Source organism: Limosilactobacillus reuteri (genome assembly GCF_002254085.1).
Taxonomy (GTDB): domain Bacteria; phylum Bacillota; class Bacilli; order Lactobacillales; family Lactobacillaceae; genus Limosilactobacillus; species Limosilactobacillus reuteri_K.
In genome coordinates, this window is record NZ_NGPY01000004.1 from 40,414 (window position 1) to 58,521 (window position 18,108).

General features: G+C 32.5%; 20 protein-coding genes and 2 pseudogenes. 12 read left to right on the forward strand and 10 right to left on the reverse strand.

What is annotated here, in order from left to right; all coding sequences use genetic code 11:
- Nucleotides 1-62: 62 nt before the first annotated feature.
- Nucleotides 63-314 carry a helix-turn-helix domain-containing protein gene (locus tag CBG10_RS01260; protein WP_094511401.1) on the reverse strand — a complete coding sequence of 84 codons (252 nt, stop codon included), beginning with the start codon at nucleotides 312-314 and terminating at the stop codon, nucleotides 63-65.
- Between CBG10_RS01260 and CBG10_RS01265 the strand changes: the two are divergent.
- Nucleotides 280-1,206, forward strand: a pseudogene (locus CBG10_RS01265) (AEC family transporter). The gene CBG10_RS01260 and the pseudogene CBG10_RS01265 sit on opposite strands and share 35 nt — an antisense overlap.
- A 642-nt stretch (nucleotides 1,207-1,848) precedes the next feature.
- Here CBG10_RS01265 and CBG10_RS01270 read toward each other — a convergent pair.
- The gene (locus CBG10_RS01270) at nucleotides 1,849-2,037 is read right to left on the reverse strand and encodes a Blp family class II bacteriocin (protein WP_019251179.1); all 189 of its coding nucleotides are present in this window, start codon (nucleotides 2,035-2,037) and stop codon (nucleotides 1,849-1,851) included.
- Nucleotides 2,038-2,063: 26 nt separating this feature from the next.
- The gene (locus CBG10_RS01275) at nucleotides 2,064-2,270 is read right to left on the reverse strand and encodes a Blp family class II bacteriocin (protein WP_019251180.1); all 207 of its coding nucleotides are present in this window, start codon (nucleotides 2,268-2,270) and stop codon (nucleotides 2,064-2,066) included.
- A 202-nt stretch (nucleotides 2,271-2,472) separates the two neighbouring features.
- On the opposite strand from CBG10_RS01275, the gene CBG10_RS01280 reads away from it, so the two are divergent.
- From CBG10_RS01280 to CBG10_RS01295, 5 genes are all read left to right on the forward strand, one after another.
- Nucleotides 2,473-2,955 carry a DUF3278 domain-containing protein gene (locus tag CBG10_RS01280; protein WP_094509399.1) on the forward strand — a complete coding sequence of 161 codons (483 nt, stop codon included), beginning with the start codon at nucleotides 2,473-2,475 and terminating at the stop codon, nucleotides 2,953-2,955.
- Between the two features lie 141 nt (nucleotides 2,956-3,096).
- Entirely contained in the window at nucleotides 3,097-3,261 is a 165-nt protein-coding gene (locus CBG10_RS11005) for a bacteriocin (protein ID WP_136001999.1), read from the forward strand.
- A 17-nt stretch (nucleotides 3,262-3,278) separates the two neighbouring features.
- Nucleotides 3,279-4,541 (forward strand): GHKL domain-containing protein, encoded by a 1,263-nt coding sequence (locus CBG10_RS01285; RefSeq protein ID WP_094502501.1) that lies wholly within the window; start codon nucleotides 3,279-3,281, stop codon nucleotides 4,539-4,541.
- A gap of 12 nt (nucleotides 4,542-4,553) precedes the next feature.
- The gene (locus CBG10_RS01290; protein WP_094502502.1) at nucleotides 4,554-5,327 is read left to right on the forward strand and encodes a LytR/AlgR family response regulator transcription factor; all 774 of its coding nucleotides are present in this window, start codon (nucleotides 4,554-4,556) and stop codon (nucleotides 5,325-5,327) included.
- 11 nt (nucleotides 5,328-5,338) lie between these two features.
- Complete coding sequence (locus CBG10_RS01295) at nucleotides 5,339-7,498, forward strand: peptide cleavage/export ABC transporter (protein ID WP_094511403.1); 2,160 nt, start codon at nucleotides 5,339-5,341, stop codon at nucleotides 7,496-7,498.
- Nucleotides 7,499-7,963: 465 nt separating this feature from the next.
- Here CBG10_RS01295 and CBG10_RS01305 read toward each other — a convergent pair whose 3' ends face one another.
- Together CBG10_RS01305 and CBG10_RS01310 are read right to left on the reverse strand one after the other, a co-directional pair.
- Entirely contained in the window at nucleotides 7,964-8,290 is a 327-nt protein-coding gene (locus CBG10_RS01305) for a type II toxin-antitoxin system PemK/MazF family toxin (protein WP_094502139.1), read from the reverse strand.
- Nucleotides 8,280-8,540 (reverse strand): type II toxin-antitoxin system RelB/DinJ family antitoxin, encoded by a 261-nt coding sequence (locus CBG10_RS01310; protein ID WP_225359330.1) that lies wholly within the window; start codon nucleotides 8,538-8,540, stop codon nucleotides 8,280-8,282. Before CBG10_RS01310 ends, CBG10_RS01305 begins: the two co-directional genes overlap by 11 nt.
- 244 nt (nucleotides 8,541-8,784) lie before the next feature.
- Between CBG10_RS01310 and CBG10_RS01315 the strand changes: the two genes are divergently transcribed.
- Together CBG10_RS01315 and arsC are read left to right on the forward strand one after the other, a co-directional pair.
- Nucleotides 8,785-9,279: a prolyl-tRNA synthetase associated domain-containing protein gene (locus CBG10_RS01315; protein WP_094502142.1), complete on the forward strand. Its 495-nt coding sequence runs from the start codon at nucleotides 8,785-8,787 to the stop codon at nucleotides 9,277-9,279.
- Between the two features lie 333 nt (nucleotides 9,280-9,612).
- The gene (arsC, locus tag CBG10_RS01320) at nucleotides 9,613-10,023 is read left to right on the forward strand and encodes an arsenate reductase (thioredoxin) (RefSeq protein ID WP_035169933.1); all 411 of its coding nucleotides are present in this window, start codon (nucleotides 9,613-9,615) and stop codon (nucleotides 10,021-10,023) included.
- 67 nt (nucleotides 10,024-10,090) lie between these two features.
- Here the strand turns inward: arsC and CBG10_RS01325 are convergent, their stop codons facing one another.
- Entirely contained in the window at nucleotides 10,091-11,110 is a 1,020-nt protein-coding gene (locus tag CBG10_RS01325) for a serine hydrolase domain-containing protein (RefSeq protein ID WP_019251878.1), read from the reverse strand.
- A gap of 213 nt (nucleotides 11,111-11,323) precedes the next feature.
- On the opposite strand from CBG10_RS01325, the gene hpt reads away from it, so the two are divergent.
- The 3 genes and pseudogenes from hpt (at nucleotide 11,324) to CBG10_RS01340 (ending at nucleotide 13,323) form a co-directional block, all read left to right on the forward strand.
- Nucleotides 11,324-11,863 carry a hypoxanthine phosphoribosyltransferase gene (gene hpt, locus CBG10_RS01330; RefSeq protein ID WP_094509452.1) on the forward strand — a complete coding sequence of 180 codons (540 nt, stop codon included), beginning with the start codon at nucleotides 11,324-11,326 and terminating at the stop codon, nucleotides 11,861-11,863.
- Between the two features lie 128 nt (nucleotides 11,864-11,991).
- The gene (locus tag CBG10_RS01335) at nucleotides 11,992-12,669 is read left to right on the forward strand and encodes an MgtC/SapB family protein (RefSeq protein WP_019251876.1); all 678 of its coding nucleotides are present in this window, start codon (nucleotides 11,992-11,994) and stop codon (nucleotides 12,667-12,669) included.
- Nucleotides 12,670-12,691: 22 nt separating this feature from the next.
- A pseudogene (locus CBG10_RS01340) lies at nucleotides 12,692-13,323 on the forward strand (GyrI-like domain-containing protein).
- A gap of 99 nt (nucleotides 13,324-13,422) precedes the next feature.
- On the opposite strand, the gene CBG10_RS11105 reads toward CBG10_RS01340, so the two are convergent.
- The 4 genes from CBG10_RS11105 to CBG10_RS01360 all read right to left on the reverse strand — a co-directional run bounded on the left by CBG10_RS11105 (nucleotide 13,423) and on the right by CBG10_RS01360 (nucleotide 15,790).
- The gene (locus tag CBG10_RS11105; RefSeq protein ID WP_168353429.1) at nucleotides 13,423-13,569 is read right to left on the reverse strand and encodes a hypothetical protein; all 147 of its coding nucleotides are present in this window, start codon (nucleotides 13,567-13,569) and stop codon (nucleotides 13,423-13,425) included.
- A 46-nt stretch (nucleotides 13,570-13,615) separates the two neighbouring features.
- Nucleotides 13,616-14,269 carry a glucose-6-phosphate 1-dehydrogenase family protein gene (locus CBG10_RS01345; protein ID WP_094511404.1) on the reverse strand — a complete coding sequence of 218 codons (654 nt, stop codon included), beginning with the start codon at nucleotides 14,267-14,269 and terminating at the stop codon, nucleotides 13,616-13,618.
- 96 nt (nucleotides 14,270-14,365) lie between these two features.
- Nucleotides 14,366-15,367 carry an AzlC family ABC transporter permease gene (locus CBG10_RS01355; RefSeq protein ID WP_225361544.1) on the reverse strand — a complete coding sequence of 334 codons (1,002 nt, stop codon included), beginning with the start codon at nucleotides 15,365-15,367 and terminating at the stop codon, nucleotides 14,366-14,368.
- 60 nt (nucleotides 15,368-15,427) lie between these two features.
- Complete coding sequence (locus CBG10_RS01360) at nucleotides 15,428-15,790, reverse strand: winged helix-turn-helix domain-containing protein (protein WP_094511405.1); 363 nt, start codon at nucleotides 15,788-15,790, stop codon at nucleotides 15,428-15,430.
- 217 nt (nucleotides 15,791-16,007) lie between these two features.
- Here CBG10_RS01360 and CBG10_RS01365 point away from each other — a divergent pair, with 217 nt between their 5' ends.
- Nucleotides 16,008-17,987 carry a peptide cleavage/export ABC transporter gene (locus CBG10_RS01365; protein ID WP_179230712.1) on the forward strand — a complete coding sequence of 660 codons (1,980 nt, stop codon included), beginning with the start codon at nucleotides 16,008-16,010 and terminating at the stop codon, nucleotides 17,985-17,987.
- Nucleotides 17,988-18,108: the final 121 nt, after the last annotated feature.

The following is an 18,108-nucleotide window of genomic DNA, read 5'->3' on the forward strand; positions in this document are numbered from 1 at the left end:
TTTTAGCTGTTTTGATTGCAGGCAAATAAAAAAAGTTTCATATGAAACTTTTTTACTGGTAATTAGAATTTTTGTTCAAGCCGATATAAATCATTTAAGAAATTAGCAACAATATTTAATTCATCCATTGAATATTTTGCGGTTAGTTTATCAACCAACTTAGTCTTTATTGTTTCATGCATTTGATCATGAACTTTTGCTACTTTTTTCCCATTACTCGTTAATGAATAATATATTTTCTTTTTATCATCAGGATGTTTTACTGAAGGAAGTGATGCAATGTCGATTGGGCAAATTTTTAACCAGGTCATCATTATTTTCTTACTAATGCTTTTAGGGGCAGTTATTAAAAAGCTCGGATTTCTCCATCCGCAATCAATTAATGACCTAACAAATATTACACTCTACTTTTTATCGCCAATCGTAATTATTAAGGCCTTTGAACAGCCGTTTTCGCGATCACGATTTTATCAATTATTACTATTAATTGCTGGTGTCTTTCTGACCTATTTTGTTTCAATTTTGATTGCAAAACTACTTTTTCATAAAGAAAATGACCAAAATATTCGTCAAATTGCAACTTAGGGAAGTATCTATTCTAACAATGGTTTTATGGGCGTTCCATTAGCACAAGGACTTTTTGGAAGTGTGGGGGTCTTCTATGCCGTCGCCTCAATGATTGATTTTAATGTCATGTCATGGACCCAGGGAATTGGAATTTTTCAAAAACGACAGCCTCATGATTGGAGAACATAGTTAAAGAAAATTATTTTAAATCCTAATATTATCGCTATTATTGGCCTCTTCCTATTCATTAGTTCTTTTCGGTTGCCAAAATTAATTGCTGGTTTTATTGATTACACCAGTCCAGCGTTTACTCCACTATCAATGATTGTCATCGGAAGTAATCTTGCCAATCTAAGTATTAAAAATATCAAATTACCAACTGCACTCTGGGGAAGTCTCTTCGTAAGGAATATTTTCTTCCCAATTCTAGGGACAACTATCTTATTATTATTAGGAATCACCGGTGTTCCACTCTTCACCACAGTAATTCTTAGTGCATGTCCAGTAGCAGGATTAGTCGTTCTTTTTACCTTACAATCAAATGGGGATGCACGGCCAGCAACCGTCTTAATGAGTATTTCAACCATTTTGAGTTTAGTAACTATTCCATTAGTCTATTGGTTTGCTAGTTTGTGGTAATGATATATACAATCTTTGAATAAAGTATTAAATATAATAAGCATTTCAAATAACAGCCTCCTTAATCTATGATGGAATTAGATATTAAGGAGGCTTTATAAATGAATAAACCATATATTACAATTGAAAATTAAATGCATAGGATCGGGTTAAATTACTGTGATTCTATGCGTTTTTGCTTTAAAAACAAGAAAACGCAAGAACTCTAGCATATACTTTGAGTATTTAAACTAAAGTAACGAAGAGTCTTGCGTAATGAAATTTATAAAGTTAAAGTGCAAGATAAAAAGGTATGATTCCAATATCCAACTGGGATCATACCTTTTACTCCAGTCTTCTTCTAGAAGCCAGTTTAGCCTCTAAAATAAAATATAAAGAAAACTATTCCAATTAAGATCAAAATTACAGAAACTATCCATGTGCTTGGATGAACTATAAAAAGTAATAATCCATATATTATGAACAATAGTGCTTGCAGATATAAAAATTTCTTTCCTAGATTACTAATTAATAACGAAAGTCCACAAAAGATTGACATCGATATCATGCCAAAATTGTAATCAAATATTAAATATATAAAAGCTATAGCAAAAAAATATAATGGATCAAACAAAAAATTTTTTATAAAGAATTCCTCCTATTTTAGAAACGATATCCAACATAGCCGCCGATGCCAGCACCAACAAGACCACATCCTCCCATGGCCCATGGACCACCAGGACGGCAAAGTTTCACTCCATATTTGGCACCATTCATTGCGCCGATTGTTGCATTTCCCCAACGATTCCCGCCGATAATAAGTTCTAATTGGTTGTATTTTAATTGTTTCATTACAATTCTCCTCGTATTCTTAATTTTTAGTGAAAGCCATGGGTAGCACCAGTAGTCCCTGCCCAAACAATAGCACCATAATGTGCCCCAACAAATGCACAACCTGGGCCACAGATAGCTGCACCAAGCCCTGCACCTGCTGCTGTAGAACGCGCAACTCCCCAGACGTTTTGTTGCCAGGAATTTTTACCACCTAAAATCATTTTTAATTGTGAATTATCTAATTTTTTCATAACAATTACCTCCTTAATTTCTATACTTTAAGCATAAAGTAAATTAAGACTGCTAAATGGAAACTTCTAATTTGTACAAATTACACTCATATCCTGCTTCAACATCCTAATATGCTAAAATTCCACTAAAATTAGAAGAAAATTATTAAAAAAGATAAATTATGCTATGGTAAAAACCAAACTTTTTAAAAGGAATAAATTAATGAATAAACTTTTTCAATGGTTCTATAATATGCCCAAATTAACAAATCAAGATAATAAAGATTATATGGCGAAGATTAGTCTTAATATCGCTGTTAGCTTATTTCTTTTTAACCTCGTTGCTGTCCTTATTTCCTTTTTCATTGTTACTACAACAGAGAATTATGAATTGTCTTTTAATATTTTAGCTGGGGCGTTACTGATCTTTACTGTTTATATTGTTGGTGGCTATTCTATATATGCAAAACGTAAAATTAATCGAGTCGTGACTCATGATAACACACATATTGTAAAGAATAGTTTTGCCTCAGCTGTATATATAACACTGATTATTTATTTACTTAATTCTCTTACAAATGCTCTTAGTTTTCATACTTCACTTATTAGCGAATTAAAAAATCCCATGAGTTATATAATTCCAACTGTAATTGGGATTATATATGGGGTGCTTATGGCTCTTATTACTTGGTACAGAAACAAATAAGGTAAATATTTTTCAAAACTCATATAAACAACTACCTTCTTTACAGAATTTGAGTGCTATTTACCCACTTTTGAATTTTACTGATTTAAAAACTAGATCTTGTTAGAATAAAACTATTAAAAATTGTTAGGAGACGGAATTATGCAAAGTTATAAAAAACTTTCAACAAAACAATTAGCAACTACTATAGGTGGTAATATACAACAACAATCTAGCCAAATGGTATCTCTTCAAAGCTTTGGACGAATAACTGATAAAGATTACACATATACAATTTATAAAAAGTTAAAAGGCATTTTTCACTAATTTAGAAGGTAATTACTTTGAATTTTTATCTCCAAATACTTACTTCGTTGTTCTCTATAGTGATTGACTACTTTTTATTTCTTTTTCTTTTACGAAAAAAGCTTTTTATTACTGATATATGGTTTCTATTAAGCACTTTTATTATTATTTTTATCATTGATGGCCTTGGGTATATTGGCGCTTACTTTTCACCACTACTCGAAGCCTTTCTTTTATATCTCTATTACAAGAAAAAAACGCCTAAATATCTATTGATTAGCGCTTTATTATTGGTTTCCTTAAATTCAATTCTTATAGATTTCTGCACTTATGTTATAGGAAATTTTTTCAGTATTTCCATCAATTACCAAATTCTAATTAGCATTACTTTATATTTTTCTAGCTTTATTATTCTAAGGATCTATAATCCTATCCAATATTTTCAAAATGATAAGAGTTCCATCAATTTATGGATTCTATTTTATTTATTTATAACCTTAAATATTGCTGGTTTTATAATCATTACTATTCCAAGTTTTACGCCATCATTTATTGCTATTTTTTGTCTATTAATTTTACAATGTATTTTCACCATTTTTATCTACAAAGCTAATAAACAAATCCAACAGAAAAAGCTAAATTTACAAGAAAAGAAAGACTTACTATTCTTAATTCAAAATCTAGAAGAAAGCCAATCTAGGTTAAGGCGCTTTAAGCACGACTATCAAAATTTATTAAATAGTTTAAAACTTAGCGCTTTAAGTGGTAACAATTTAGAACTATTGGAAAAATTAGAAAAATATTCGAAAGAAAGATTAGGAAAAGACTCGCTTTGGCAATTTCAAGACACAAAGAATATCAAAAATGATGTTTTACGAAGTATCTTTATTAGTAAATTAAATTCAATATACCAGAAAGACATAAAATACAAATTTGAATGTGTAAATAAAGTAACTAAGTTACCAAAAATAGATTTATTTGATTTAACCAGAATAATCGGAATTGCCTATGATAATGCAATTGAAGAATGCGAGCAACTTAAAAAAAGCGGAATAAATAACATATATATTTATTCTATGCTTTATCAACCAACACCTGGAAAACTAGAATTTGAAATAAAGAATTCGTGTAATTCTAACATTGATATTGGAAATATCACTGCAGAAGGAGTTTCAAATAAAGTTAACCACCATGGTTTAGGACTAGCTACAGTACAAAAAACGATTGCAAAATATAATAATGCATTTACTTCTTATAGCATAGAAGATGAATCTTTTACTCTTATAATTTCTTTTGAATAGAAAGGACAAAAAATGGAATATCATTTAATAATTTGCGATGATGACAGAACTCAAGCAAAAAATATCGCTACCCTGCTTAAAATGTCATCAATTATTCTTGAAGAACAAGATATTCATCCAACCATTGATTTGATTGCAACGGACGCAGAGAGTGTTTTAGATTACCTTGAGTTTAATAGTGATTTAAATAATATTATTGCCTTTTTAGATATTCAGTTAGATGAAAATTCCAATTCAAAAGGTGGTCTAGATTTAGCTCAAAAGATAAAAACACTTAACGAAAAAGCACAAATAATCTTTATTACAACGCATGAAGAGCTAGCTTTTCTCACCTTTCAACGTCGAATTAATCCGTTGGATTATATAACTAAAACCACAAGCCAACGAGATTTACAAAGACGGCTAACCGAAACCCTAGAACTAGCTATAAGGAAACTGAATGAATTTAACTATATTAAAAAAAACACATTCAGTTATAAAGTTGGCACAAGGATTATAAATGTAAACTTCAGTAATATCCTTTATATCTCTACTACAAAATTCCCTCATAAATTAAAGATCGTTACATCTAATGGTCAAGGAGAATTCTCAGGTGATATTAAAACAATTGAGCAAAATTATTCTATGTTTTTCAAGGCTTCTCAGTCTAGCTTAATTAACTTACAAAATGTTGAAACAATTAATACTAAAAAACGGCTCATTAAGTTTTCTAACAATGATTGTTTAAATTATTCTAGAAGCAGAGCTAAAGAATTAAATAATCTATATAAAAATCTAACTTGTTAACGAGGCACTTTATGTATAACTTTAGAAGACACTATATAAATCAAGTTGATGAAGCTGATTGTGGAGTAGCAGCACTAGCAATGATTCTTCATAATTACGGCTCTAAAATTTCATTAGCAACTCTGCGAAAATTTACAAAAACCACTACTGATGGAACTACTGCACTTGGGATTGTAAAAGCAGCAGAAAAGTTAAAAATGGATGTTGAAGCGTATCAAGCAGATACTAGTTTATTTGATTCAAAAGATGTAATTTATCCCTTTATTGCTCATCTCATAAAAAAAGACAGTGGGCTCCTTCACTATTGTGTTGTTTTTAAAAGTTCCAAAAAACATATTTTTATTGCTGATCCTGATCCTAATATACAAGTTAAACGTATTCCTAAGGTCAATTTTTTTGAAGAATGGACTGGAATTGCTATTTTTGCAAAACCAGGTAAGAACTATAAAGCTATTCAAGAAAAAATCCCCACTTTTAAAAGATTATGTCGACCACTTTTTCAACAAAAATCCCTACTTTGTGGAATTATTACAGCAGCTTTTATTGTAACGTTTCTTAATATTTTAAATTCTTATTATCTACAAACTTTACTTGACACATTAATTCCTAATAAACTTCAAGATCCTTTAGCAATTATTAGCATTGGACTATTGTTCGCCTATCTTTTTAACACTCTATTTACTTTTTCTCGGGATTACTTATTAGCTATTCTAGGGCAGAGACTATCTAAAATTATTATCCTAAACTATATAAAGCATGTTTTAAAACTTCCAATGGCATTTTTCTCTACTAGAAAGACTGGTGATATTCTATCTCGTTTTACCGACGCGAATAAAGTAATTGATGCTCTTGTCAGTTCAATTATATCTATCTTTTTAGATGCCACTATTTTAATAATTATAGGTACAGTTCTTGCTTTACAAGATATTAGATTATTCGGAATTACTATGCTTGTTATTCCTATTTATTCTCTGCTAATTTTTTCATTTACTAGTAATTTTAGGAAACTAAACCAAAAAGAAATGGAAAGTAACGCAACAGTAAGTGCATCAATTATAGAAGATATTAGAGGAATCGAAACTATTAAATCTCTTAATTGCGAAGAAGTTCGTTCTAACAAGATTACTAACGAATTTAATGATTTCTTACACAAGTCATTAGTCCACACTAGATTAAATAATATACAACAAGGACTCAAAACTTTTGTTCAACTTTCGCTTAACCTTATCATTTTATGGGTTGGAGCTAACCAGGTTATTAAAAATGAATTATCAATTGGACAATTAATGACCTATAATGCATTACTAGTTTACTTTACAACTTCCCTTCAAAACATCATTAACCTACAACCCAAAATCCAAAGTGCGCAAGTTGCTAATAATCGTTTAAATGAGATATACATGGTTAAAGACGAATTTGAAAATACAACTAAACATAATCATTCATTAAAAAATGGAACAATCGAGTTAAAAAATGTTTCTTATAGCTACGAGTACAATTCTCCTATATTACAAAATATTAACTTAAAAATTAAGTCTGGCGAAAAAATGACAATCGTAGGTCTAAGTGGCTCTGGTAAATCAACCTTGATGAAATTATTAGTAAATTATTTTGATGTTTCAAATGGTGAAATTCTTATTAATAATCTAAATATTTTAAATATCTCTAAAAAGCAGTTACGTTCTTTTATTAATTACGTGCCACAGATTCCTTATACATTTTCAGGAACGATTAAAGAAAACTTATTATTAGGAAACCGCACTACGATTACTGAAAAAGATATTGTAACTGCATGTAAAACCGCTATGATACATGATGATATAATGCATTTACCGTTGGGATATGATAGTAAATTAGATGAAAATGCAGCAACCTTTTCTGGAGGGCAGAAGCAGCGACTTACAATAGCGAGAGCATTACTCTCACCAGCAAAAGTACTCATTTTCGATGAATCTACTAGTGGACTTGATGTTTTAACAGAAGAGAAACTAATCAAAAATCTCATGGCATTATCTTCAAAAACAATTATCTTTATTGCCCATCGTCTTTCAATAGCTCGAATTACAAATAATATTACAGTTATTGATAATGGTAAGATTATTGAACGGGGTTCTCATGAAGAACTCCTCAAAAATAAATCGTTATATTTTAACCTTATGCAAACACAATAAATAGAGACTATTTTTATTCAATTTTGCATAAAGATTAAGCCTCCTTAGCTTATACAATAGCCATATAATCTTTTAATATTGACTATATAATTTTCCGTTTATACTTTTTATATGACTAACTTGTTTAATTATTAGTCATATTCTTATTACCTCTTTTCCCTTATTGACTTTGGCTCGAACACCTACATCTTAAGGCAAAAGAGGCTTTTTTATCTAAATTATTACGAGTGAACAAGTTACAAAAGATTACCTTGATTACCGCAATCGTCAAAATATTTCTTGGATCGCAACTGGGAAAGATCGAATCGACCTGACTAAAGCGATGGAGTGGTCTGGTTACAGTTAACTGAAACTTGAACGCATAGGGTCGTGGTAATTTACTGTGACTCTATGCGTTTACGCTTTAATTTCCTCGCAAGTTGCAAAACAAAACGCCACAGAATTTTTTCTGCGACGTTTTTGTTTCTATATCTCATATCGATTGCGAATAAATTCTACCAGCGCTTCAATATCGTGCGTTGACAATTCTCCAATAAGTCTAAAAGACACATGTTCTTTTGAAAGCTTAATAATATCTCCCACATCAACATATGACTGCTTATCAAGCCCTTCTATTTTCCAATCCATAAGAGGAAAATAATTTTTCTTAATTCTCTCAGATTTGTTTTTGTATTTACTTGTTATTCTATAACAAAAGACATTTTTATTTTTATCTTCTACGATCAAAACTGGACGCCTTTTCCCATCTAATCCCCAAGATACATAAGCAGTATAAATTTGATTAGTCCTCATTAAAAAATTCCTCAAGTTCCTCTTTTGTTTTAACTTCTCGAACTGGAATTTTCTTGGATACTTCTCTTAACTCCAATTCCGTCCTTTGTTTTGGTGTCAAAGAAAAACTAAGAGGGATTTTCCCTGTGGCAACTATTTGTTTATACATTCCATTTATTACAGCTGTCGGGGTTAAACCAATTTCCTTTATAATATTCTCCGCTGACTGTTTTAATTCTGGATCAATGTTTACTTGAACTTTCGAACTCATTGTAATCACCTCACGATCATATGATAACATATTGTGATTATAAAATATAAGAATCATCATGACATTTCCTAATAAGCAACAAAGGCTTCAATTAAAATTTCTTCCATAAAAAATATTAAGTTCGATCCCTAGCATTAATTGAAACAAGTTTTACAGAAAAAATATTGGCTCATTTAATTGCTTAATTTGCTTTATAATTAATGTAAGCGTTTCATGACAAAAAATTTAATTAAGGAGCGAAACTATGGCATTAGGAACCTATCAGCAAGTTAAAGATGCCCTAAAGAATTTCGGAATAACTGATTATACTGTGATTGATCACCCTGCTACTCACACCACCGAAGAAGCTGATGCATATATCGCTGGTCATGAAGGTGTTCGCACTAAAACCATGTTTCTGAAAGGGAAGAAAAAGAATTTCTATATGGTTATTATGGATGATAAAAAACCAATGGACTTTCATGAATTTATGGCCCTAACTGGAGCTAAAAGGGTTTCAATGGCTCGACCGGAATATCTGCAAGAACAACTTGGCTTAGCACCAGGAATTGTTTCACCATTTGGCCTCCTAAATAATGAAGCTCATAATGTAAAGGTGTATTTTGACAAGGACATTGTCGACGAACCAATTCAGACCTTCCATCCTAATGAAAATACTCATACAATTTTTATTAAGACAGATGACCTGTTCAAATTTCTTAAGCAGATTGATTTTGAACCAGAAATTATTGATTTGTAACCACCAGTCGATTACTTATCGCGATTAGCTCCCTCTTTTTTGGAGGAGTTTTTTGTCTTGTAATGTTCTCACTAATAGCAAATAAGTTCAAGTAAAAAACAGAGCCACCTTCAGATATAAGGTGATCCCCCGTCAGGAAATTACATTGTGACATAACGTACCTATTAGGAATAAGTAACAAGCAATATATGAGTCTATTTTAAGCTCGTGTTCACTTTTACTAGTTTTCAACTTAAATTCCTAACTTTTTCATGTTATTATATCAGTAATTCTGCTTCTCTCTAGTCCCTCAGCCTACTTGATCCTAATTTTATCCCAGGAGATATTACTAAAATGAATAAAATTTATTTCTTATGTACTGGCAATTCTTGTCGCAGTCAAATGGCGGAAGGATATGCAAGAATTTTTCTGAAAGACAAGTACGAAATCCAAAGTGCTGGTCTTGAAGCTCATGGCGTTAACCCCCTAGCAATTGAGGTAATGGCAGAAGACAATATCGATATTAGTCACCAATATTCTAAAACGATTGATCCTCATTATTTTAAGACCGCCAATTTAATTGTAACCTTATGCGGAGACGCCAAAGACCGTTGCCCAGTCATCGCTCCTCCAACGCACAGTATCTACTGGCCTCTGCCAGATCCAGCACAAGCCACCGGAACTCCTGAACAGCAGTTGCAAATTTTCCGGCAAGTACGCAATGAGATTAAGCAGCGGATTTTAGCCTTAGCAAGCAACCCGTAAAATTATACTAATATCTAAAAATGCCTTCTGAGCAAAACTCATTTGTTTACTCAGAAGGCATTTATCGTTATTCCATATAATTATGGAGAATATCATCCGAAGCTGCCTTTAATTTTAGATAATCGATATTATTAGAGAACAGCATAATCATTCGTTTCGTCTTGTAATCGGCGACAAAGCAACTGTTGTAGCCCGGAATACTCCCGTTGGCCCGGATTACATCCCCATCAAAGTAGACCCCACCAAAATAGGCCACTTCTTGATGCTGGGCTTGATGATAATATTCATTAATCATTTTTGGATCTTTCAGGACCTCATTATATACAAACTTCCAATAATCGTTTGGTGATATAAATAAGTTCCCCGCTCCAAAATCTGAGGAGGTCGTTACAGTTACCCGGTGCCAATCAACTGTTGGATCCATTGGTTGCGGAATTTCTTTTTTGGAAACCTCAGAAAAATCTTTAATTTGGTGAAGATGGAGCGGTTTAGCAAAGTTTTTTCGAATATAGGCATTATAGCTTTGATGCGTTTGCTTACTAACAATCGCTGCCAAGATTTCATAATCAACATCCTGATAATCCCACGTGTGCGTATGATCATACTTGAGATGTTTAAGCATATAAGCAATTTGTGCTTTTTGACCTCTAAGTGGTTCGAAGGGACGATCATTATTAATCAAGCCACTGGTATGATTCATTAATTCCCGAATCGTAATATCTTTACTACCGTCAATCTGCTGATAATACTTACTTAGCGAAGTGTCCCAAGCTAATTGCTTTTTTTGCCTTAATTGGTAAACAGCGGTTCCCGTTACAATCTTTTGAAGCGATGCCGTGGGAAATAGTCGATCCGCCTTTACGATTTGATCCTTATTCGTGGTTTCATGATTCTCAATGGCAACTGGCTTCCCATCTTTGCCATTAACTAGCATCACTCCATTAATATGATGGTCCTTCATATAATCTTGAAGTTGGTGTTGCGTTTGTTTGTCAACTACTTCTGCCTTTACCTTTGATGGCGTGGTCAATAAGAAGATGGCAAAGGAACAAAGCGTCAAAAAAATATATAAGTTAACTTTTTTCATAATTATAAGCATCCCTTCCAGGCATCCGTTTTCAAAAAATATCTACCTGTATTATACAAATTTTATGCCTCATCTTACAAAGCAGAACAAAAATCTGATTTTTCTTGCTAAAACACTTTAAATTCATTCGATTTGTGTTAAAATTCTAACGTCAATAAATAAAAACCGCAAAAATAGTTCGTAAATAACGAACATTATCAAGGGAGAGCTAGAATGAATAACGACGTCGAAAAAGTTTTATATACTCAAGATCAAGTCAACCAACGCTTAGATGAACTTGCCAATACCCTTACTGAAAAATACCAAGGTGAATTTCCAGTTTTAGTTTCCGTAATGACAGGAGCAATGATTTTCACTAGCGAAATGATGAAGCGCCTTAATTTCAAGTTAAACGTTGATTATGTCGACGTTTCTAGTTATGAAGAAAGTTCAGAATCCACCGGAAAAGTTAAATTAATTCAAGATCTTTCCCATGATATTAAGGATCGGCCAGTTCTTATTATGGAAGACATTATTGATACTGGTCATACATTAAAGTATCTCGTTGCTCTTTTTGCTAATCGCGGCGCTAAGAGTATTGAGATTTGCTCCTTACTCGATAAACCAGACCGGCGTGAATTTGATGTTGAAGCCGATTATGTTGGCTTTAAAGTTCCCAATGAATTTATTGTTGGATACGGCTTAGACTTTGATGGTCTCTACCGCAATCTTCCATATGTGGGCGTGCTAAAGCGTTCTGTATATGAGAAATAGTTAAAAAGCTGAAGGAAATTTTTATTTCGTTCAGCTTTCTTTTTGGCTTTAAACACCTAAACGCGATATAGTACAGTTAGGTTAATAAAATTGATAATAATTGATTTTTGGTAAAGGAGGGGTAATCGTTGCTTAGGCTTGACTGGTGTTTACGAATGCTCATGGCTGCCTTATGTGGTGGAATCATTGGTTTTGAGCGAAAAAGCAAGGCTAAAATGGCTGGAATTCGAACGCATGCCCTAATTGCCGTGGGGGCAGCAATGGTCATGATTATTTCAAAATATGGTTTTTTCGATTTAATGAAGATTACTCATAGTAATTGGAATGTTGACCCATCGCGGATTGCAGCTCAAGTTGTTAGCGGAATTGGTTTTTTGGGTGCTGGAACAATTATTAATCGTCATGATCAAATAATTGATGGTTTAACAACCGCAGCAGGGATCTGGGTTACTGGTGCAATCGGCCTTGCTTATGGTAGTGGTTTATATAGCATCGGGGTTATCGGTACTTGTTGTGTCCTCTTAGCAGAAGTGCTTGGAAAATATCTGGATCAATTTGCACTCAAGCAAAGTAAAGGATTCTCTTGCTTTATCCAGTTAGAAGGAAACACTGATGATTTGCATGCACTTATTAATCAGTTAAACAAAAAATATTTTAAAGTCCCGCTCAAATACTCGATCTATGATTATGGAGACGGAAAAATCTCCTGCCAACTTTATGGTGAATTAAGATCTGGGGGTAAATCAGAGAACGTTTTTACTGATCTTACTGGGCTAGGCAATATTAAAAAAGTTGAGCTAGAATAAAACATACAATGGAAATGACAAAATGGCATGTAATTTCAGAAAAGAGCAGAAAGAATTGTATGTTCCCGAAAAGAGTCCTAGCTTAATCAATGTCCCAGCGATGAAGTATCTTACTGTGCGGGGACATGGTAATCCTAATCAAGAAAATAGTGAGTATAAAAAAGCAATTGAAAAGCTTTACGCTGTTGCTTATACCATTAAAATGAGTAAAAAAGGCACCTACCAAATTCCAGATTATTTTGATTTTGTTGTTCCCCCACTAGAAGGACTATGGTGGCAAGATGGTATCACTGGAATTGACTACGCTCACAAAGAAATGTTCAATTTCATTGCAATGATTCGCCTTCCCGACTTTGTTACTCAAGACGTTTTTGACTGGGCAATTCAAGAGGCTAGCGAAAAAAGCAACTTGATTTACATAACGTAGAATTCCTGTCAATGCAAGAAGGCCTCTGTGTGCAAGCACTTCATATCGGGTCATATGATGATGAACCAGCAACGATCGACAAAATACATAAATTTATTGAGAAACAGGGTTTACAAGTAGATATTAACGATGATCGGCATCACCATGAAATTTATTTGTCAGATCCCCGGCGGACCAAGGTTGAAAATCTAAAAACAGTATTACGAATTCCGGTAAAAAACAATTAAAAACACTATTAATAGGTGAACAAAAAAAGCATCAGAAGTTATGACTACGACTTCTGGTGCCTTTTATGCTACAAATTAATTATTTCATTCAGCTTGTACTTAATTTTCATGTTTTCCCCAACCATACTTACCAAAACGTTCTTTCATCTCTTTAGGGGTAAACAATTTATTGCTATCAAATGATGATTCAATCATTTGACGATCATGTTTAATATCTTGTTGTAATTGTTGGGAATTCTCTTGCATCTAAAACACTCCGAACTCTTTTCTACTTAACATCCCCGTTACATCTTCACTTCAATTCTTCATATAGTGGGGTAAGTTGCTTAATAACTGAACTGATGTATTCTTCCATATCATTAACTTGGTCTTTTCCCCGAAATGCAAACTTTCCAAGTAAGAAACTTGTTTGTCGGGCATCAGAATTAAATTGTTGCTGAATATCATGATTATTGAGGTATTTAGTTAGCAACAAATGATCAGAAAATTCCATCTCATCCTTATCCCAAAGATACCAATGTGTGGCGTCAATACTATTAGCCCATTCTGGTACTTTATCCAGCAATTGATTATATTCATCCGCTGTGCCTTGTCGTTGTTCGCTCTTATAATGTTGAAACATTAAATAGACCTGCAACTGCTTTTTATCAAGCATTACCCCAATACAGGGATTATAGTCTGCTAACGATGCTAAGCGATAAGAGGCCCAGTAATGGTCGCGCAGGTTCCAACCGTTCGTCCAACTCTCAACGTGAACCTTCGCAAATTGGTCCGTTGGTAATTGACTAGCGATGGTTTGATTTACCTTCTTCCACACTTGCCAAACTGCTTTAAACTTCTCTTTTAGGTCTGCAACTTCTTCTGGTGAATGAGTTTCTTTAATCTTCTTAAAGGAAAATTCTGGTTGATCAAAGATTGCAAACATATTTTCAGTTAATGCTGTCATATTAGCTCGCCCCTTTTTATCTAAGAATATCATAACTATAAAAGCTAAACTATGACTCTTAATTTACACGAATCATAATCTAGCTTCTTATCTTCATTAAAACAAATTCAGCATCACCATATAAAAGCCAGTTCCGACCAAGATCGATAGTGGCATATTTCTTTTCCAAAGGTGAATAAATAATGTTACTAAGCCGGCAACGATTTCTAATAATGCCTTACTAGGCTCAGCAAAAGAAATATTCCAATAACAATAGATTACTAATACTCCCATGATTGCTGCTGGGAGGAATTTCTCCAGTTCTTCCAGGTAAGGTGATAATTCTTTTGACTGGTCAAAAATCAGAAACGGAATAAAGCGAGTCGCCATAGTTACAACTGCAGCGATTAAAATTGAAATAATTTGTTCAGTTAATGTCATTTTTTTCCTCGTGATTAAGTAATTTAATGAAAACAGCGCGACAAGTGTTACTAATGTCACTAATAGGAAAGCATTCTTATTGCAAAATAGTAAACAAATAATCGCAAATACTAAACCAATTAGAGCATCACGCTGAGTTCGGGCATTTTTCAACTGTTCTGTAAACAAAACAATGAAAAGCGCCGTCATTACAAAATCTAAACCTGCTAAGTTTAAGTTGATCATTCCCCCAAGGAGACCACCTAAGCCTGCACCAGCTACCCAACTAAAATAGTTAAATGCGATTATGTAAAAATAAGCATATGAGCGATCAAGGCTATCTGGTACTTTTAACGTTGCATTTAAGGAAAAAGACTCATCACACATTCCAAAAATAAGAATCGGCTTTAACTTTCCCGTATTGGAATATTTTTTTAACATTGTAATGCCATAAAAAATATGCCGTGAATTAACAAGGGCAGTTAGTACAAGAACGGTCAACGGCTGAAAACTTTGAACTAAAAGATTACCAATTACAAATTCGACTGATCCAGCAAAAATGGTAGCGGCCATTAATAATGGATATAAAAAATTAAAGCCCAGTTTATACATATAGATTCCATAGCTGGCGCCTAAAAATAGAAAAACAAGCATTACCGGACTAGTTTTTTGAAAAGTATAACGTACTTCATTTCTCATGGTCGAATTCTCCCTTATTGAAATTTGCTTGAATTTATTTTAAGGGATGTACAACCTATTTCATAATTTAGCCCCCCCTTTCATCACTAGTTCGTGAATATATTCTTCATTATCTGGATTAATCTCCTGCCCTAATTTTGTTAAAACTGTAGTTCTGCGTTTTGGGTGATCAATTAATTCGGCTTTCTTTAGTGAAGTTATGGCAAAACTAAGGCGATTCATAAATGGAATATATTCTCTACCGGTTTTCTTTGATGTTACATATTTTAGTGAATCATTAGGAATGCTATCTGTATTTTTTACCAAGTATTCTGCTATTTGGATTCTAGTAGCTGGTTGTCGGAGTTTTTGCAGATATTTTAGAATTTCTTTTTCTAAAAATTCTTCTTTCTTGTACGTGGTCATTTTCGCAAATTCAGACATAATAATGCTCCTAATTAGCTATATCAATATTCTTTAGAGACAATTTATCACAAACAGCCCCTAATGATAAACTGTAAAAATAGTCGTTTTAATTGTATAAATGGTAAAAACGTATCTTATTTAACGAAAAAAAACAAAAAAACAACGTTAAATAATGAATAGTAAATTAAACGTGCAATTTTGCTATGATGAAAAAGTAAAAAAGAGGAGGAGAAAAGTGAAATTTAAGAAGTATTATACGGCTCAAGTCGATGAATCAGATTGTGGTGTGGCTGCCTTGAGTATGGTACTTAAGTATTATAAATCAAAAATACCAATCGCTAGGTTAAGAACATTAGCTAAAACTTCAAAAGAAGGAACCAGTATATATGGAATAATCCAAGCTGCAAAAGCATACAAATTGATAGGAAAAGCTATTCGTTTGAAATATGATGAATTTGATAAAGTTCAATCATACTTACCATTAATAGTACATGTTATAAAAAATAATAGTCTTCAGCATTATTATGTGCTTAACCGAATAACTGAAAAACATGTCGTACTTTCAGATCCAGATAATGATATAGGAATAATTAAGAAATCAAGAGAAGCTTTTTTTAAAGAATGGACTGGAATAGCAATTTTATTTGAAAAAAGTCAAAAATATATACCAGTTACTATTAAGCAGCCTAATTTATTCTCTTATAGAACTTTATTAGCAAAATTTCACAAATCAATATTTTTAATAGTTATGTGTGCCATTCTATCCATGAGTGCTGAGATAATAGGAGCATTTCTCTTTCAGGGTATTATTGATAATTTTTTACCCCAACGAGAATTAGGAATACTTAGTATAGTTTCATTAGGACTTATTATTGGGTATTTTGTTGGGAATTTGGCGAAATTTATTAATGAATTTCTAACAGATGTATTAGGTCAAAAATTAACTCAAAAAATAATAATGGATTATTTGAAGCATGTATTTAAATTGCCTATAAGCTTTTTTGAAACTAGAAAACGTGGTGAAATAATTTCTCGCTTTAATGATTCTAATAAGATAGTTGAGGCTATAGCGAATATTTATATTACTTGTAGCATCAATATACTAATGGTTATTGGAACACTAGGAGTTTTATTTTTACAAAGCTCTTACTTAGCATTTATAGCTATTATGTTTTTACCAATTTATTTAATTGTGATTTTCTTCTTTGTAAAGGTATTTGAAAAAAGAAATAGAAAAAGTATGCAAAAAAATTCTGAAATTAGCTCGCTCATTGTTGATAGTTTATCTGGTATCGAGACGGTTAAGAGTATGGGCTGGGAAAATAATTATATAGCCAAAATAACGCAAAAGTATTTTGAACTTATGAAAGTCAATATTTCTTTTGCGAAGGTTTACCTTTTACAACAAAATTTAGTTTTATATGTTGATGCAATATATAGTGTCATTATTTTATGGCTAGGATCTCGCTTGGTAATTAATAATAATTTATTATTGGGGCAGCTGATTACTTTTAATGCATTATTAGTATTTTTAACGACCCCGTTAAAAGAGTTAGCACAACTTCAACCAAAAATTCAGGCTGCAAGTGTTGCAAATGACAGGTTAAATGAGATATTAACCATTTCATCAGAAAAAAAAGAACGAGGTAAATTATTAGAATTTCAGAATTCAGAGGAACTATTTGTCTTAAAAAACGTGTCTTATGCATACAATTTTGGTAGACAAGATCTTAATAATATTAATTTAAGAGTAAAGAAATCTGAAAAAATTGTACTAGCCGGTCCAAGCGGAAGTGGGAAGTCAACATTAGCTAAGTTATTAGTTAGCTTTCGAACTGATTTTAATGGTAGTATCACGTATAAAGGCTCTCCTTTAAATAACTTTAGTTTAGAAAAATTACGTCAGGAAGTTGTTTATGTACCACAAACGCCAATGATTTTTAGTGATACACTATTGGCTAATTTAACTTGTAATCAAGATATTAAATTAGATAGACTTGAAGAAGCCTGTAAAATAACTGGAGTAGATAGTATCATAAAAAAACTACCACAGGGATTATATACAATACTAGATGAAAATGGTGCTAATCTTTCTGGTGGGCAAAAGCAACGAATTTGTTTAGCTAGAGCCTTGCTGAAAAATCCTGAAGTAATAATTTTAGACGAATCAACAAGTAGTCTGGATTTTAAGGCTGAAATGGAAATTATGAGTTAGTGTAAGATTTTCATAGGTTGGATGAATAATTCATCTGGTCGTGGAAATCTTTTTTGTAGACCAATTTACTTATTTACAAAAAAAGAAAAGACCGGTAGCCTTTAGTGTGTCGAATACTAAG

Coding starts and splice junctions, on each gene's coding strand:
- CBG10_RS01260 (WP_094511401.1), bottom strand. CDS start 314: ATGATGACCTGGTTAAAAATTTGCCCAATCGACATTGCATCACTTCCT.
- CBG10_RS01270 (WP_019251179.1), bottom strand. CDS start 2,037: ATGAAACAATTAAAATACAACCAATTAGAACTTATTATCGGCGGGAAT.
- CBG10_RS01275 (WP_019251180.1), bottom strand. CDS start 2,270: ATGAAAAAATTAGATAATTCACAATTAAAAATGATTTTAGGTGGTAAA.
- CBG10_RS01280 (WP_094509399.1), top strand. CDS start 2,473: ATGAATAAACTTTTTCAATGGTTCTATAATATGCCCAAATTAACAAAT.
- CBG10_RS11005 (WP_136001999.1), top strand. CDS start 3,097: ATGCAAAGTTATAAAAAACTTTCAACAAAACAATTAGCAACTACTATA.
- CBG10_RS01290 (WP_094502502.1), top strand. CDS start 4,554: ATGGAATATCATTTAATAATTTGCGATGATGACAGAACTCAAGCAAAA.
- CBG10_RS01295 (WP_094511403.1), top strand. CDS start 5,339: ATGTATAACTTTAGAAGACACTATATAAATCAAGTTGATGAAGCTGAT.
- CBG10_RS01305 (WP_094502139.1), bottom strand. CDS start 8,290: ATGAGGACTAATCAAATTTATACTGCTTATGTATCTTGGGGATTAGAT.
- CBG10_RS01310 (WP_225359330.1), bottom strand. CDS start 8,540: ATGAGTTCGAAAGTTCAAGTAAACATTGATCCAGAATTAAAACAGTCA.
- CBG10_RS01315 (WP_094502142.1), top strand. CDS start 8,785: ATGGCATTAGGAACCTATCAGCAAGTTAAAGATGCCCTAAAGAATTTC.
- arsC (WP_035169933.1), top strand. CDS start 9,613: ATGAATAAAATTTATTTCTTATGTACTGGCAATTCTTGTCGCAGTCAA.
- CBG10_RS01325 (WP_019251878.1), bottom strand. CDS start 11,110: ATGAAAAAAGTTAACTTATATATTTTTTTGACGCTTTGTTCCTTTGCC.
- hpt (WP_094509452.1), top strand. CDS start 11,324: ATGAATAACGACGTCGAAAAAGTTTTATATACTCAAGATCAAGTCAAC.
- CBG10_RS11105 (WP_168353429.1), bottom strand. CDS start 13,569: ATGCAAGAGAATTCCCAACAATTACAACAAGATATTAAACATGATCGT.
- CBG10_RS01345 (WP_094511404.1), bottom strand. CDS start 14,269: ATGACAGCATTAACTGAAAATATGTTTGCAATCTTTGATCAACCAGAA.
- CBG10_RS01355 (WP_225361544.1), bottom strand. CDS start 15,367: ATGAGAAATGAAGTACGTTATACTTTTCAAAAAACTAGTCCGGTAATG.
- CBG10_RS01360 (WP_094511405.1), bottom strand. CDS start 15,790: ATGTCTGAATTTGCGAAAATGACCACGTACAAGAAAGAAGAATTTTTA.